Annotated in this window: 11 protein-coding genes; 6 read left to right on the forward strand and 5 right to left on the reverse strand. The window is 54.3% G+C overall.

Translation table 11 applies throughout. From position 1 onward, the window contains the following. Window positions 1–76: 76 nt before the first annotated feature. From copA to HV213_RS21780, 4 genes are all read left to right on the forward strand, one after another. Window positions 77–2578 carry a copper-exporting P-type ATPase CopA gene (gene copA, locus HV213_RS21765; protein ID WP_181483266.1) on the forward strand — a complete coding sequence of 834 codons (2502 nt, stop codon included), beginning with the start codon at window positions 77–79 and terminating at the stop codon, window positions 2576–2578. A 51-nt stretch (window positions 2579–2629) separates the two neighbouring features. Continuing rightward, the gene (locus HV213_RS21770; protein ID WP_181483267.1) at window positions 2630–3424 is read left to right on the forward strand and encodes a TraB/GumN family protein; all 795 of its coding nucleotides are present in this window, start codon (window positions 2630–2632) and stop codon (window positions 3422–3424) included. Window positions 3425–3625: 201 nt separating this feature from the next. Next, the gene (ybaK, locus tag HV213_RS21775; RefSeq protein ID WP_181483268.1) at window positions 3626–4105 is read left to right on the forward strand and encodes a Cys-tRNA(Pro)/Cys-tRNA(Cys) deacylase YbaK; all 480 of its coding nucleotides are present in this window, start codon (window positions 3626–3628) and stop codon (window positions 4103–4105) included. Between the two features lie 30 nt (window positions 4106–4135). After that, window positions 4136–4918, forward strand: a complete 783-nt coding sequence (locus HV213_RS21780; protein ID WP_181483269.1) for a DUF6896 domain-containing protein — start codon at window positions 4136–4138, stop codon at window positions 4916–4918. A gap of 133 nt (window positions 4919–5051) precedes the next feature. Here the strand turns inward: HV213_RS21780 and ushA are convergent, their stop codons facing one another. Continuing rightward, on the reverse strand, window positions 5052–6704 hold the full coding sequence (gene ushA / locus HV213_RS21785; RefSeq protein WP_181483270.1) for a bifunctional UDP-sugar hydrolase/5'-nucleotidase UshA: 1653 nt from the start codon (window positions 6702–6704) through the stop codon (window positions 5052–5054). 163 nt (window positions 6705–6867) lie between these two features. Between ushA and HV213_RS21790 the strand changes: the two genes are divergently transcribed. Further along, entirely contained in the window at window positions 6868–8088 is a 1221-nt protein-coding gene (locus HV213_RS21790; protein WP_181483271.1) for an MFS transporter, read from the forward strand. A gap of 432 nt (window positions 8089–8520) precedes the next feature. Further along, complete coding sequence (gene ybaL / locus HV213_RS21795) at window positions 8521–10197, forward strand: YbaL family putative K(+) efflux transporter (protein ID WP_181483272.1); 1677 nt, start codon at window positions 8521–8523, stop codon at window positions 10195–10197. 68 nt (window positions 10198–10265) lie between these two features. On the opposite strand, the gene HV213_RS21800 is transcribed toward ybaL, so the two are convergent. From HV213_RS21800 to htpG, 4 genes are all read right to left on the reverse strand, one after another. Next, window positions 10266–11570 (reverse strand): inosine/guanosine kinase, encoded by a 1305-nt coding sequence (locus HV213_RS21800; protein ID WP_181483273.1) that lies wholly within the window; start codon window positions 11568–11570, stop codon window positions 10266–10268. Between the two features lie 63 nt (window positions 11571–11633). Beyond that, complete coding sequence (gene hemH, locus HV213_RS21805; RefSeq protein ID WP_181483274.1) at window positions 11634–12596, reverse strand: ferrochelatase; 963 nt, start codon at window positions 12594–12596, stop codon at window positions 11634–11636. A 127-nt stretch (window positions 12597–12723) separates the two neighbouring features. Next, window positions 12724–13368: an adenylate kinase gene (gene adk, locus HV213_RS21810; RefSeq protein ID WP_009653605.1), complete on the reverse strand. Its 645-nt coding sequence runs from the start codon at window positions 13366–13368 to the stop codon at window positions 12724–12726. A gap of 253 nt (window positions 13369–13621) precedes the next feature. Next, on the reverse strand, window positions 13622–15496 hold the full coding sequence (gene htpG, locus HV213_RS21815) for a molecular chaperone HtpG (RefSeq protein ID WP_181483275.1): 1875 nt from the start codon (window positions 15494–15496) through the stop codon (window positions 13622–13624). Window positions 15497–15598: the final 102 nt, after the last annotated feature.

The following is a 15598-nucleotide window of genomic DNA, read 5'->3' on the forward strand; positions in this document are numbered from 1 at the left end:
CAGGATTAACGCTTGACCTTCCAGTTGCTGGAAGGTTTAAGCTTAAGCACAGTTGTTAAACCAAGGAGTCAAAACTATGTCTCATACTATTGACCTGGCGCTTGATGGCCTCTCCTGCGGCCACTGCGTTAAACGCGTGAAAGAAAGTCTGGAACAGCGTCCTGATGTAGAACAGGCGGACGTTACCGTTACCGAAGCCCACGTCACGGGCAGCGCCAGCGCTGAATCGCTGATTGAAACCATCAAACAGGCCGGATACGGCGCGGAGCTCAGCCACCCAAAGGCTAAACCGCTGGCAGAATCATCAATCCCGTCGGAAGCGCTGACAGCGGCCACCTCTGAGCTTCCGGCAGCCCGTGACGAGGATGACAGCCAACAACTGTTAATCAACGGCATGAGCTGCGCCAGCTGCGTCTCCCGAGTACAAAACGCGCTTGCCGCGGTACCGGGCGTGTCGCAGGCGCGGGTCAACCTTGCGGAACGCACTGCGCTGGTGATGGGCAGCGCGTCCGCAGCAGAATTAGTGCAGGCGGTGGAGAAAGCAGGCTACGGCGCGGAGGCCATAGAAGATGATCTCGAACGTCGCGAGCGCCAGCAGGAGACCGCCGTCGCCACCATGAAACGCTTCCGCTGGCAGGCCATTGTCGCCCTACTGGTCGGTATCCCGGTGATGGGCTGGGGGATGATCGGCGACAACATGATGGTCAGCGATGACAACCGTTCGCTGTGGCTGGTTATCGGCCTTATCACCCTGGCGGTGATGGTCTTTGCTGGCGGTCATTTCTACCGCAGCGCATGGAAAAGCCTGAAGAACGGTACTGCCACCATGGATACGCTGGTGGCGCTGGGTACCGGGGTCGCCTGGCTCTACTCGATGAGCGTCAACCTGTGGCCACAGTGGTTCCCGATGGAAGCCCGCCACCTCTATTATGAAGCCAGCGCAATGATTATCGGCCTGATTAACCTCGGCCATATGCTGGAAGCGCGCGCACGCCAGCGTTCTTCTAAAGCGCTGGAAAAATTGCTCGATTTAACCCCGCCGTCAGCGCGGGTCGTCACCGACGAAGGCGAAAAAGATCTACCGCTGGCGGAAGTTCAGGCGGGAATGACCCTGCGCCTGACCACCGGCGATCGCGTCCCGGTCGACGGCGTGATTAGCCAGGGCGAAGCGTGGTTTGATGAAGCTATGTTGACCGGTGAACCAATACCTCAGCAAAAAGGCAACGCTGACGCCATTCACGCCGGTACCGTGGTGCAGGACGGCAGCGTGCTGTTTACCGCCAGCGCCGTCGGCAGCCAGACCACTCTGGCGCGAATCATCCGTATGGTGCGCCAGGCACAAAGCAGCAAACCGGAAATTGGCCAACTGGCAGATAAAATCTCCGCCGTGTTTGTCCCGGCGGTGGTCGCGATTGCGCTGTTCAGCGCCGCGATCTGGTACTTTTTCGGCCCGGCACCGCAAATCGTTTATACCCTGGTGATCGCCACTACGGTACTGATTATCGCCTGTCCGTGTGCGCTGGGGCTGGCGACGCCGATGTCGATTATCTCCGGCGTAGGTCGCGCAGCGGAATACGGCGTGCTCGTTCGTGATGCCGATGCCCTACAGCGAGCCAGTACCCTGGATACGCTGGTCTTTGATAAAACCGGCACCTTGACCGAAGGTAAGCCGCAGGTGGTGGCGATAAAAACCTTTGCCGCGATTGATGAAGCAACCGCTCTGCGCCTGGCCGCCGCGCTGGAGCAAGGTTCCAGCCATCCGCTGGCGCGGGCGATTCTCGATAAAGCTGCTGGCAACTCGCTGCCGGTGGTTAATAATTTCCGCACTCTGCGCGGGCTGGGCGTCAGCGGTGAAGCCGAAGGTTATAGCCTGCTGCTCGGCAATCAGGCGTTACTCAATGAGAACAATGTGCTGACCGCCGAAATAGAAAGCGACATGACCGCCCAGGCTTCACAAGGGGCAACGCCGGTGCTGCTGGCCGTCGATGGTCAGGCGGCGGCACTATTCGCCATTCGCGATCCACTACGTGAGGATAGCGTGGCGGCACTCGCCAGACTGCATCGTCAGGGCTATCGGCTGGTGATGTTGACCGGGGATAACCCGACCACCGCCAACGCCATTGCCAAAGAGGCGGGCATTGACGAGGTGATTGCCGGGGTGCTACCGGACGGTAAAGCCGATGCCATTAAGCGTCTGCAAAGTCAGGGGCATCAGGTGGCAATGGTTGGCGACGGTATCAACGATGCACCTGCGTTGGCGCAGGCCGATGTCGGTATCGCCATGGGCGGCGGCAGCGATGTGGCCATTGAAACGGCGGCGATCACTCTGATGCGCCATAGTCTCAACGGCGTAGCCGATGCGCTGGAGATTTCAAAAGCGACGCTGCGTAATATGAAGCAGAACCTGCTGGGGGCGTTTGTTTACAACTCGCTGGGCATTCCGATTGCCGCCGGGATCCTCTGGCCGCTGACCGGTACCCTGCTTAACCCAGTGGTGGCGGGGGCGGCCATGGCGCTCTCCTCGATTACCGTGGTGAGTAATGCTAACCGGTTGCTGCGTTTTAAGCCGAAAGAGTAGATGTTGCCCCCCATACGCGCTAGCATGAGTTCTTCACACTACGGAGCACGTATGGGCCTGTTAAACCGAATAAAAATGCTGTGGCAAGCCGCTGTCGGCTCGTCTTATTCCTGGCCCGCGCTGGATGTCACTCTTCCCGGCGAACGCTATTTGCACCTGGTCGGCAGTATTCATATGGGCACCCGCGATATGTCGCCGCCTCCAGCACGACTGCTGAAGCTGATTCGCCAGGCCGATGCGCTGATTGTTGAAGCGGATATTACCGGCAGCGAAACGCCGTTCAGCAACCTTCCCTCTTATCCACCGCTGGCGGAACGCCTGAGCGCATCCCAGCTTGCTGAACTGGAAGAGCGAGCGGGAGAGATGGGCCTGTCTATCGCGCTATTTGATAGCCAGCCGCTGTGGCAAGTAGCAATGGTGTTGCAGGCCACCCAGGCGCAAAAGTTGGGGCTAAGAGCGGATTATGGCATTGATTACCAACTGCTAATGGCGGCCCGCGAGAGCAATATCCGGGTGATGGAACTGGAGGGGGCCGACAGCCAAATCGCCCTGTTGCGCAACCTTCCAGATGGCGGAATGGCTCTGCTGGAGGATACGCTGACCCACTGGCGCACTAACGCCCGTCTGTTACAGGTGATGATCGGCTGGTGGCTGGAGCAGCCGCCGTCAAAAGGCGCAACCGTGCTGCCGACGACCTTTAGCCAGTCGCTATATGATGTGCTGATGCATCAGCGCAACCTGGCCTGGCGCGAAACGCTGCTGGCGCTGCCGCCGGGGCGTTACATAGTAGCCGTAGGGGCGCTGCATTTGTACGGAGAAGGGAATCTGCCGGATATGTTGACGTAAAAAAATGGCCAATATTTCTATTGGCCCGTCAAAGAGGAATTTCATCATTATTATTATCCCGAGATTTGCACCTCGGATCGCTTGATTGTCGCTCAAAGTGACCATCACTGCCAACACTATTGCGCAAGATGATACTATTTTTTAGACAACCGTCGGGCGTATGCTTATGCCACATCAAATCGGTTGGTAAGAAGGATAACGATGACTCCCGCCGTTAAGTTACTCGAAAAAAACAAAATCGCTTTTAACATCCATAGTTACGACCATGATCCTACCGAAACCAATTTTGGTGACGAGGTCGTACGTAAGCTGGGGCTAAACGCCGACCAGGTTTATAAGACGCTGCTGGTCGCGGTCAATGGCGATATGAAGCATCTTGCCGTCGCGGTGACCCCGGTTGCCGGTCAGCTGGATTTGAAAAAGGTGGCGAAAGCGTTAGGCGCAAAGAAAGTGGATATGGCGGACCCGATGGTTGCGCAACGCGTCACCGGCTATCTGGTGGGCGGTATCAGCCCGCTTGGGCAGAAAAAACGCCTGCCGACGGTAATTGACGCTCCGGCCCAGGCGTTTGCCACCATTTTTATTTCCGGCGGCAAGCGCGGGCTGGATATTGAGCTGGCGGCCAGCGATCTGGCGAAGATCCTTGACGCGAAATTCGCCGATATCGCGCGGCGCGATTAGTCACAACTCACTGTACATGGATGTATATACATGAAAAGAACAAGAGAAACATTATTGATCCGGGAAGCTGGAGATATCCCTCCCATTGATCTGCTGAGAAAAATACCCAGGACAAAGAAGTTACGTCTGCTATTTGAAGGCTCGGTGACAGAGCAAAGAGAAGCTGTGGGCGAGCAGCTAAAAGAGCAGTTGGAAGATTTTTTAGTCGGCATCCATACCCAGGATCCGGAAATCAGCATTGCCAGACTCATCTCAGCGGAAGAAATCGCCCCATATCAGGATTTTTTTGAAAGCTGCGCCAAAGACTACCGTAAGCTAGCGACCGAACTCATTTACGCCCTGGCCCACAAGCTGAACGTTAATATTGCAGAAAACTATCCGCTATTAACCTTTAATGCCTTTAAAGCCGGGCGCAAGCAAACCGGCAAAATGGGTGACTGGCGATACTTTCTACATGGATATCATTGTGGGTTCGAAAACCAGGTTACCGGACAAAGTATAGAAGTTCCGCTTATTTACGGTTTAGATTTTGGCGATCTGGATCCATACTTTTTCTCACACTTCATAAAATCAACAAACCAGTATCAGCCTTTGCCCGTGGCAATCTACGAGGACTTCCATGACGGCGTAATAATAAATCAAACAATGCTGGAGTTCGGTAAGTTTGAAAAAATAACAGCCTCAATTCCAGGCTATGTTGGTATCGCCGCTTCAGACAGAAGCAACGTTGATATTGCACGTTTTCAATCGGCGCAGCGTAAAGTAATACGCCGGTTTAGCCTGATGAGGCTTCTTGGCAAAAAAGATATTTAGATGTGGATTGCAGGAAAAGCGCGATCTATGGCGTTGCCGGGCGGCGGCTAACGCCTTGCCCGGCCTACGGTTCACAGTTGTCTGCGAGCTAGTAGCCCCGGTAAGCGTAAGCGCCACCGGGGAGTTTCAGACGTTACTGCCAGCTCACCTCGCCTTTCGGCTCAAATGCTTCAACATCCAGCGGAGAGTTTTTCTGGATGTACTCCTTCAGCACTTCGGCGTCGATAAAACCGGTATTGACATAGCCTGGTTTAGTATCGATGTGCGGATAACCATCGCCGCCGGTGGCGTTAAAGCTCAGCGTCGCCATCCGGTAGGTTTTCGCTGGGTCTACCGGTTCGCCTTTGATGGTCAAATCGTTAAGTTTGCCGTCTTTGGCAACAAAACCGACGTTGGCAAACTGCGGATACGCGCCTGAATCTGGCTTCATTTGCGCCACGGCAGTCAGATACTCTGTCACTTCCTTGCCGCTCATATCGACATACACCAGCACGTTGCCGAAGGGTTGCACCTTCATCACGTCTTTATAGGTGATATCACCCGCTTCGATAGAATCACGCACCCCGCCGCCGCTCATCACCGCAAAGTCGGCATTACTACGCGCCATTTGCGCTGCCAGCAGCAGACGACCCATATTGGTTTGCACGAAACGCACTTTGCTGCGATCACCCTCCAGATGCCCGTTCACGCTGCCAATTTTCACCTGCAGCTGTGCTTTGCCTTTATTCTGGAACGGCGTCAGCAGAGAGAGCATCTGTGGGTTTTCGGCGATTTGCGGCGTATAGAGCACACGCTCGCTCTCACCGTTATCGTAGGTGACCTTTTTCTTCAGGTTGACCGGGATCAGCTGATAGTGCACCAGCTTCATTTCACCATTGCGGAATTCAAAGTCGGCACGACCAACATATTTACCCCACTCGTGGGCCTGGACTATCCAGATACCGTTCTGTTTGTCCGGCGCGCACGGGCTGCCCGGCACATAATCCACCTGTTTTTTATTCTCAGACGCCATACATACCGGATCCTGAGAGTGGCCGCCGACGATCATTGCCAGCGATCCTGCGGGCAGGCTGCGCGCCATCTCGACATCGCCCGGCGCATTGGAACCATGGTCGCCGTTGTCATAATGGCCCATATGAGTGGTCGCCAGAATGACATCCGGCTTTTCATTCTGCTGAAGTTCTTGAATCACCAGCTTGGCTTCTTCCGCCGGTTTGCGGAATTCGATATCCGTAAAATACTCAGGATTACCAATTTTCGCCGTATCGTCGGTCGTCAGGCCGATGACCGCAATATTCAGCCCACCGCGTTTAAACAGCGCCCACGGTTTAAACAGACGCTCACCAGTGCTTTTCTGGTAAATATTGGCGGAGAGGAACGGAAACTTCGCCCATTTTTCCTGCTGACGCAGTACGCTAAGCGGATTATCAAACTCATGGTTACCCACCGCCATCGCATCGTAGCCAACCAGGTTCATACCGCGAAAATCGGGCTCCGCATCCTGTAAATCTGATTCCGGCACGCCGGTATTAATATCGCCGCCGGAAAGCAACAACACGCTGCCGCCCTCTGCAGTCACCTCTTTACGAATACCGTCCACCAGCGTTTTTTGTGCCGACAGCCCATATTCACCGTAATCGCTACGCCAGAAGTGACCATGATGATCGTTAGTATGCAGGATGGTAATTTTGTAGGTTTTATCCTGCTCATAAGCCTGTGCTGACAGGCTTCCCAGCGATAGCGCGGTGAATAATGCCAGCGCAACGCCCCGTTTGATCAATTGCATATTTCTCTCCCTGACAAAGTAACAAGTGCCGAAAGTATAGCGAGTTGGTGAATTAGACAACTTTGTTTTCAGAAATGAGACTTTATTCAAACCTTAGGGGCAGGTATGTTAGGCAGATAATAATTCCACCTGCATCCTCTATAAAAAACACTTAAGTGAACCTATGGCAATGAATCAGACCGCACAACCCTTATCCGGCCCCGCTGCTGCGCCGCAAAAAGCACGCACCTCGTTTCGCATTCTGGGGGCCATCAGCCTCTCTCATTTGCTAAACGATATGATCCAGTCGCTCATCCTGGCTATCTACCCGCTGCTACAGGCCGAGTTTTCCCTGTCCTTCGTACAGATTGGGATGATCACCCTCACCTTCCAGCTGGCATCATCACTTTTGCAGCCGGTGGTTGGCTATCTGACCGACAAGCACCCGATGCCGTGGTCGCTGCCCATAGGCATGTGCTTTACGCTTTGCGGTCTGGTGCTGCTGGCGATCTCCGGAAGCTTCGGAATGGTTCTGTTGGCCGCTGCGCTAGTGGGTACCGGTTCGTCGGTGTTTCACCCGGAATCTTCTCGCGTTGCGCGAATGGCCTCGGGTGGACGCCACGGCCTGGCGCAGTCAATATTTCAGGTTGGCGGTAATTTTGGTAGCTCGTTAGGGCCGTTACTCGCCGCTCTCATTATCGCCCCGTATGGCAAAGGTAATGTTGGCTGGTTTGTACTGGCTGCGCTGCTGGCCATCGTGGTGCTGGCGCAAATTAGCCGCTGGTATTCCGCCCAGCATCGTATGAACAAAGGTAAACCAAAACCGGTAATTGTTAATCCGTTGCCGAAAAACAAAGTGATTCTTGCGGTTAGCATCCTGTTAATGCTGATTTTCTCGAAATACTTCTATATGGCGAGCATTAGCAGCTATTACACCTTTTATCTGATGCAAAAATTCGGATTATCGGTGCAAAACGCCCAGTTTCACCTGTTCGCCTTCCTTTTTGCTGTAGCCGCCGGGACGGTAATTGGCGGGCCTTTGGGCGATAAAATTGGGCGAAAATATGTTATTTGGGGCTCCATCCTTGGCGTCGCACCGTTTACCCTTGTTTTACCCTACGCCACATTGGAATGGACCGGTATTTTGACGGTGATCATTGGTTTTATCCTCGCATCAGCCTTTTCCGCCATTTTGGTCTACGCACAGGAGCTACTGCCGGGCCGTATTGGCATGGTTTCTGGTCTGTTCTTCGGTTTTGCCTTTGGCATGGGCGGACTCGGAGCCGCGGTACTGGGGCTGTTAGCTGACCATACCAGTATCGACCTGGTCTATAAAATCTGTGCTTTCCTGCCTCTTCTCGGCATCCTGACGATATTTCTTCCTAATAACCACCAAAAATCGTGAATATCCGGCAGCCAAAGTGAAACTTTGGCTGCCGCAACCCCTTACCCCATCAGCATCACCCCGCATTATCTTCTGCCATTTTGCTGTCTGTGCTTTTTTGCGGATTAATTCCATTTTTCTGCAAAATTCAACAATTATTCATAAACAAAACCACTGAAACTGTCATAAACTATTACTCGGTTTTTTGGTTTTATACCCTAAATAATTCAAGTTGCGGGAAGGCGGCGACGCAGGGAATCCCCAGGAGCTTACTGAAGTAAGTGACTGGGGTGAGCGACAAATCTGTCAGGAACAGATTTGAACACCGTATTGCGGTGGCCCGTAAGGGCGAGGCTCATGGATGAGCCGAGTAACAAAGCCAACGCCCATGCAAATTGAAGTATGACGGGTATATGCCGAAAATGGATCAGCTCACCACTGCAAGGAGACGGAATGCACCACGCAACACCGCTAATCACCACCATTGTCGGCGGCCTTGTGCTCGCCTTTATTCTCGGCATGATTGCCAATAAGCTACGTATTTCTCCTCTGGTGGGATATTTATTAGCGGGCGTGCTGGCCGGACCTTTTACCCCTGGCTTCGTTGCTGATACCAAGCTGGCGCCTGAACTGGCCGAGCTTGGCGTGATCCTGCTAATGTTCGGCGTGGGTTTGCACTTCTCCTTAAAAGATTTGATGGCGGTAAAGGCCATCGCCATTCCCGGCGCCATCGCCCAGATAGCTGTGGCGACGCTGCTGGGTATGGCGCTCTCGGCAATGCTTGGCTGGTCGCTGATGACCGGCATCGTCTTTGGTTTGTGTCTTTCTACCGCCAGTACCGTGGTGCTGCTGCGCGCGTTGGAAGAACGACAGCTTATTGATAGCCAGCGGGGGCAAATCGCCATCGGCTGGCTGATTGTTGAAGATCTGGTGATGGTGCTGACGCTGGTCCTGCTACCGGCTGTCGCAGGTATGACGGAGAAAGGCGACGTTGGCCTGGCTTCTCTGGCTGTCGATATGGGTATCACCATTGGGAAAGTCGTCGCCTTTATCGCAATTATGATGCTGGTAGGCCGCCGCCTGGTGCCGTGGATTATGTCACGTAGCGCGGCGACCGGCTCACGCGAGCTGTTTACGCTGTCAGTGCTGGCACTGGCGCTCGGCATTGCCTTCGGTGCAGTCGAACTATTTGACGTCTCCTTCGCCCTGGGTGCCTTCTTCGCCGGGATGGTGCTCAACGAATCCGAGCTCAGCCACCGCGCGGCCCATGATACGCTACCGCTGCGTGACGCGTTCGCCGTGCTGTTCTTTGTCTCTGTCGGCATGCTCTTTGACCCAATGATCCTGGTAGAGCAGCCGCTGGCGGTACTGGCGACGCTGGCTATTATTATCTTTGGTAAATCGGCCGCGGCCTTCTTCCTGGTGCGGATGTTCGGTCACTCGCCGCGAACCGCCCTGACTATTGCCGCTAGCCTCGCACAAATCGGGGAGTTCGCCTTTATTCTCGCCGGGCTGGGCATGGCGCTGAATCTGCTACCGCAGGCCGGGCAGAATCTGGTGCTTGCCGGGGCGATAATCTCGATTATGCTCAACCCGATTCTGTTTACTCTGCTGGAAAAATACCTCGATAAAACCGAAACACTGGACGAGCAGACGCTGGAAGAAGTTCTGGAAGAAGAGAAACAGATCCCGGTCGATATTTGCAACCATGCGCTGCTGGTCGGTTTTGGTCGCGTTGGCAGCCTGCTTGGCGAAAAACTGATGGCCCAGGGGATGCCGTTGGTGGTTATCGAAACCTCACGCACTCGCGTAGACGAGCTGCGCGCACGCGGCATTCGCGCGGTTTTGGGCAACGCTGCCAATGAAGAAATTATGAATCTGGCGCATCTGGACTGCGCCCGCTGGCTGCTGCTGACCATACCTAACGGCTATGAAGCCGGGGAAATCGTGGCTTCGGCACGCGAGAAGTGCCCAAATATCGAGATCATCGCCCGCGCCCACTATGACGATGAAGTGGAATACATTATTGAACGCGGCGCGAACCAGGTGGTGATGGGCGAGCGTGAAATTGCCCGCGCGATGATAAAACTGCTGGAAACACCGCCAGCAGGTGAGCTGGTTACTGGTTAATAGTTTTATCCCCGGTGAGCTGTCCAGGCGCTTACCGGGGCTTATTTCTTCTATTCGCCTGGCGTAAATTAACGCTCCCAGTAGGCCTCTTCCAGGCTATCTTCACGCTCCGGCAGGCCGCGGGTCAGGCGCGGCGAGTGCTGATTCAGCACCTGATAACTCACGCGGTTAGCGTATTTGCATACCTGGGCCAGCGATGAATAGGTCAGCCACTTGCACTTGTGCTTACTGGAGTTCGGCACGTTATTACGGTGATAGTTATTGGCGGTAATATCGTGCAGCAGTGCCGCCAGCGCGCCGTCGCCTGCGCCGTTGGTATTCATGATCTTCTCCGGCCCGCCCATATACGGGGCGATGTGCGAGAAAATACGCAGCGGATTTTCGCAATCCTGGTGGCGCATTGCGCGGCTGAATTCATACTGGTTGAACTCAGCAATGGCCCCCGGCAGTAGCGGATGCTGAGTTTTGCGCTTAGCCTCTTCCTCGGTAAAGCTCGCCATATAGAGCCCGGCAGGACCGGCGGTACACAGCACCAGGTCAACCCACTCCAGCGCCTTATCCGAAGCCAATAGCGGATCAGAGATCCCCGTCAGCGCTTGCGCTTCTTCTTCGTTCATCGCCAGAATGGAAACATGTTCTTTCAGGAACTGCTGCCACCACTCTGGGTTATCGACAATTACATATTTGGTACCCAGCGTCAGGACCACCGGCACGTCATGCTTTTTCGCATACTCGATGGCTTTCATCGTCGCGTCCGGCATCGGCTCGCCCGGTTTGCAGCGCACGAGATATGAGGTCAGAACCAGCGCGGATGCTCCGGCAATGACGGCTTCCGGGATACTTTCCGGACGCAGCTTATTCATATGGCCGGGACTAATCGCAAAGGTTCGCTCGCCGGAATCGCTAATCAGCGTAAAGCAGCGGCCAATCGCGCCCTCTACGCCTTGCAGATAGTTCAAATCGGTTCGGCTGGAGGTATTACATAAATAGCGATAGGCGTAACCACCAATTTCTATATTGCTGCACATGACGCCAAGCAAAACCGAGCGGTCATCCGCCAACACCGAGTAGTTGTGCATGGTGTTACCAATGGTGCCGCCGGCAAACTGATGGGTGATCAGGTCATTGCGTACCAGCTCCTGATACAGCGCCTCAGCAACATCATCTTCAATCACCAGCGAATGACCGGCGCTCAGACCGTAGCGTACGATAAACGACTCATCCACTTTCGCCTCGATATCCACCAGCGTTTGATCGATACCAACCACCCAGGCGACGTTAGACTCATTTTCTGGCTGAATTTGTTGCAGCAGCGGATCGCGAGCGTTGACGGGAAAGTAGTGTTTAGACTTGCGTTTACCGGGAAATTTCATAGTGATGGTTTATGGACAGTGAACAAGCGGGAAATAGTAGCATACTCCCCGCGACGGGCGCGATCAGCGATAGGTTGCTGTCAGGTTAACCATCATTTCGATATGCGCGGAGTCCGCGTTAAGTGCAGGAATATATTCATATTGCTGCCCACCGGCTTCAAGGAAAAATTCCCGGTTCTGTACCGCTATCTCTTCCAGCGTTTCCAGACAATCAGCGGAAAAGCCCGGGCAGATAACCTGAACATGCTTCACGCCCTTCTCACCAAGCATTTTCAACGTTTCATCGGTGTAGGGTGTCAGCCAGGGTTCACGGCCAAAGCGCGACTGAAAAGTCATCATCACGCGGTCCGGAGGGAGCCCCAGAGCCGAAACCAGCTCACGTGTCGTGTCGCGACAGCGCTGCGGATAGCTATCCCCTTCATGGGCATAACGCTGCGGTATCCCATGATAGGAGAGCAGTAGTAAATCCGGTTCGCCATGCACTGCAAACGAAGCGCGAACGCTGGCGGCCAGAGCGTGGATATAATCCACATCGTCGGCATAATCGCGAATAAAAGAGATGCCTGGAATCAACCGCTTTTTAGCAAGAATTCGCGCCAGTTCATCCCACACGGCCGCCACGGTGGAGCAGGAGTACTGCGGATAGAGCGGGAGCACCACAATATGGTCAACGCCCTGCTCCATGAGTTCATCCACTGCGCTTTCCAGCGACGGCGAGCCATAGCTCATCCCCAGCGCAACGGGTGTATCCGGAAGGCGTTCTGCCAGCGCCTGCTGCTGACGACGACTGTAGACCATCAGCGGCGACCCTTCTTCCATCCAGATAGACTGATAGAGTTTGGCAACTCGGGGCGCGCGCAGAGGCAGTATCACACCGCGCAGCAGCGGCCACCACAACAGACGAGAGGTATCCACCACCCGCTTGTCGCTAAGAAATTGTCGCAGATAGCGCTTCACCGCATCGGGCGTGGGCGCATCGGGGGTGCCTAAATTGGCTAATAAGATACCTGTTTTCGTCTGATGCATTACCGCCTCTTAACCATTTGAATCGCTGACAATTGTAGCTGAAATGGCGCTAAACGGAACCAATCATAGAAAAAGGTAATATGAGAGGAGTTCTCATCCCACAGTTGCAGGATGAGAACGGACTGGATTAACCGAGGATTTTTTCCAGTTCTACGCGAACGTCAGCCACCGCTTTGGTGCCGTCGACTTTCGCGTATTGGGTGTTGCCCGCTTCGGCTTCTTTCTGATAGTAGCCGATCAGCGGAGCCGTCATCTGATGATACTCAACCAGACGCTTACGCACGGTCTCTTCCTGATCGTCTTTACGGGTGGTCAGCTCTTCGCCGGTCACGTCGTCTTTGCCTTCAACTTTCGGCGGATTAAATTTGATGTGGTAAACGCGGCCGGAAGCGGCGTGGACGCGGCGACCGATAATACGGTCAACGATCAGCTCGTCGGGAACGTCAAATTCCAGAACGTAATCAACGGCGATGCCTGCTTCTTTCATGGCGTCAGCCTGCGGAATAGTGCGCGGGAAGCCATCCAGCAGGAAGCCGTTACGGCAATCTTCCTGAGTAATACGCTCTTTGACCAGGGCGATAACCAGTTCGTCGGTCACCAGCTTACCGGCATCCATGATGTCTTTTGCTTGTTTGCCCAGCTCGGAGCCAGATTTCACCGCGGCACGCAGCATGTCGCCGGTGGAGATTTGCGGAATACCGTATTTCTCCATGATGAACTGAGCCTGAGTTCCTTTACCCGCGCCCGGAGCGCCAAGCAGAATAATACGCATTACGAAAATCCCCTCAAAAGTTGATTCAATTCTTCAAAAAGCGCTAAACCATACCACCAGAACGCGGATGGCTCAAGGAAGGTGGGGCGGCTGAAACGGTTAATGGTGAGATATTTTACGTAGAGTGCGGTTGGATGCCCTCACCCCGCCCCTCTCCCACAGGGAGAGGGAGAAAATCAGCCCAGTGCCAGCAAGCCAGCGCCGGGCAGTCCCCTCTCCCTTTTCAGGGAGAGGGTTAGGGTGAGGGTAAAGATTACGACGCCAGCAGCTGATTCATACGGCGGATAAACTGGTTCGGATCTTCCAGCGTCCCGCGCTCGGCCAGCAGTGCCTGATCGAGCAGCAACTCAACCCATTCGCCAAACTGAGCGTCATCCTGAGTGTCCGCCGCGCGTTTCACCAGCGGGTGGACCGGGTTCAGTTCAAAGATATATTTCACTTCCGGCGCAGCTTGGCCCGCAGCGGCAAACAGTTTTGCCATCTGGGTACTCATTTCATCTGCATCAGTCGTAACGATAGCGGGTGTATCGGTCAGACGATGGGTCAGACGGACTTCTTTCACTCGATCGCCCAGCAGCGTTTTCGCTCGCTCAACGAACGGCTCCAGCGCCTTCTCGGCTTCTTTGGTGGTTTCATCCACTTCATCCGTCAGCTTATCCAGCGACTCATCAGCTTTCGCGACCGACTGGAACGGTTTACCGTCGAACTCGGTCAGATAGCTCATCATCCACTCGTCGATGCGATCGGAAAGCAGCAGAACTTCGATGCCTTTCTTACGCAGCAGCTCCAGATGCGGGCTGCTCTTCGCAGCGGCGTAGCTGTCGGCAGTGATGTAATAAATCTTCTCCTGCCCTTCTTTCATGCGCGATACGTACTCTTCCAGCGACACGGTCTGCGCAGCGGAATCGGTATGCGTGCTGGCGAAGCGCAGAAGTTTGGCGATAGTCTGCAGGTTGGCGTTGTCTTCCGCCGGGCCTTCTTTCAGCGCCAGGCCAAACTGCTGCCAGAAGGTCTGATATTTCTCCGCGTCGTCTTTCGCCAGTTTTTCCAGCATCTGCAGCGCGCGCTTACTCAACGCAGTGCGCAGGTTGCGGGTTACGCTGCTATCCTGGAGGATTTCACGCGATACGTTCAGCGGCAGATCGCTGGAATCCACAAGGCCACGCACAAAGCGCAGGTAATTCGGCATAAACTGCTCGGCGTCATCCATAATGAAGACGCGCTGCACGTACAGCTTCAAACCGTGTTTGTGATCGCGATTCCACATATCCCAGGGCGCCTGCGACGGGATATACAGCAGGCTGGTGTACTCCTGCTTACCTTCTACGCGGTTGTGGCTCCAGGTCAACGGATCGCTGTAGTCATGAGCAATGTGCTTATAGAATTCGTTGTATTCGTCGTCTTTAATTTCCGACTTATTGCGGGTCCACAGCGCCTGAGCTTTGTTAATTTTCTCCCAGGAGATAACGGTTTCGCCGTCAACCTCTTCCTGCTTTTCAATCTCAACCGGCAGCGCAATGTGATCGGAGTATTTGCTGATGATCGAACGCACGCGCCAGTCGTTGAGGAAATCGTCCTCACCTTCGCGCAGGTGCAGCGTGATCTCCGTTCCGCGATCGGCTTTAGCGATGTCGGCAACCGTATAATCGCCTTCACCAGCAGATTCCCAGAAAACACCGTTTTCCGCACTATCGCCCGCCGCGCGGGTACGCACGGTGACTTTGTCAGCGACAATAAACGCCGAATAGAAGCCTACGCCGAACTGGCCGATCAGCTGACTGTCTTTCGCCTGATCGGAGCCCATTGATTCAAGGAACGATTTGGTTCCGGATTTCGCAATCGTCCCCAGGTGATCGATAACTTCATCACGGTTCATACCGATTCCGTTATCGGCGATGGTCAGGGTGCGGTTGTCTTTATCAAATGAAACACGCACGCGCAGCTCGCCGTCACCTTCATACAGATCCGGCTGCGACAGCGCGCGAAAGCGCAGCTTATCGGCCGCATCGGAGGCGTTGGAAATCAGTTCACGCAGGAAAATTTCTTTATTGGAATAAAGAGAATGGATCATCAGGTGCAGAAGTTGTTTTACCTCTGACTGAAAACCACGAGTTTCTTGTCCTTTCATCTAAATCAACCTCAACAATGCCATTGTTAATGGTAAAAAAACCGTTGAGTGTGAGATGGGGACTGAGGGGAGAATTTTCAAGCGGAGGCCCCGAAAAGCACC

The sequence above is a fragment of the Klebsiella sp. RHBSTW-00484 genome, from assembly GCF_013705725.1.
Lineage (GTDB): Bacteria > Pseudomonadota > Gammaproteobacteria > Enterobacterales > Enterobacteriaceae > Klebsiella.

Coding starts and splice junctions, on each gene's coding strand:
- copA (WP_181483266.1), top strand. CDS start 77: ATGTCTCATACTATTGACCTGGCGCTTGATGGCCTCTCCTGCGGCCAC.
- HV213_RS21770 (WP_181483267.1), top strand. CDS start 2,630: ATGGGCCTGTTAAACCGAATAAAAATGCTGTGGCAAGCCGCTGTCGGC.
- ybaK (WP_181483268.1), top strand. CDS start 3,626: ATGACTCCCGCCGTTAAGTTACTCGAAAAAAACAAAATCGCTTTTAAC.
- HV213_RS21780 (WP_181483269.1), top strand. CDS start 4,136: ATGAAAAGAACAAGAGAAACATTATTGATCCGGGAAGCTGGAGATATC.
- ushA (WP_181483270.1), bottom strand. CDS start 6,704: ATGCAATTGATCAAACGGGGCGTTGCGCTGGCATTATTCACCGCGCTA.
- HV213_RS21790 (WP_181483271.1), top strand. CDS start 6,868: ATGGCAATGAATCAGACCGCACAACCCTTATCCGGCCCCGCTGCTGCG.
- ybaL (WP_181483272.1), top strand. CDS start 8,521: ATGCACCACGCAACACCGCTAATCACCACCATTGTCGGCGGCCTTGTG.
- HV213_RS21800 (WP_181483273.1), bottom strand. CDS start 11,570: ATGAAATTTCCCGGTAAACGCAAGTCTAAACACTACTTTCCCGTCAAC.
- hemH (WP_181483274.1), bottom strand. CDS start 12,596: ATGCATCAGACGAAAACAGGTATCTTATTAGCCAATTTAGGCACCCCC.
- adk (WP_009653605.1), bottom strand. CDS start 13,368: ATGCGTATTATTCTGCTTGGCGCTCCGGGCGCGGGTAAAGGAACTCAG.
- htpG (WP_181483275.1), bottom strand. CDS start 15,496: ATGAAAGGACAAGAAACTCGTGGTTTTCAGTCAGAGGTAAAACAACTT.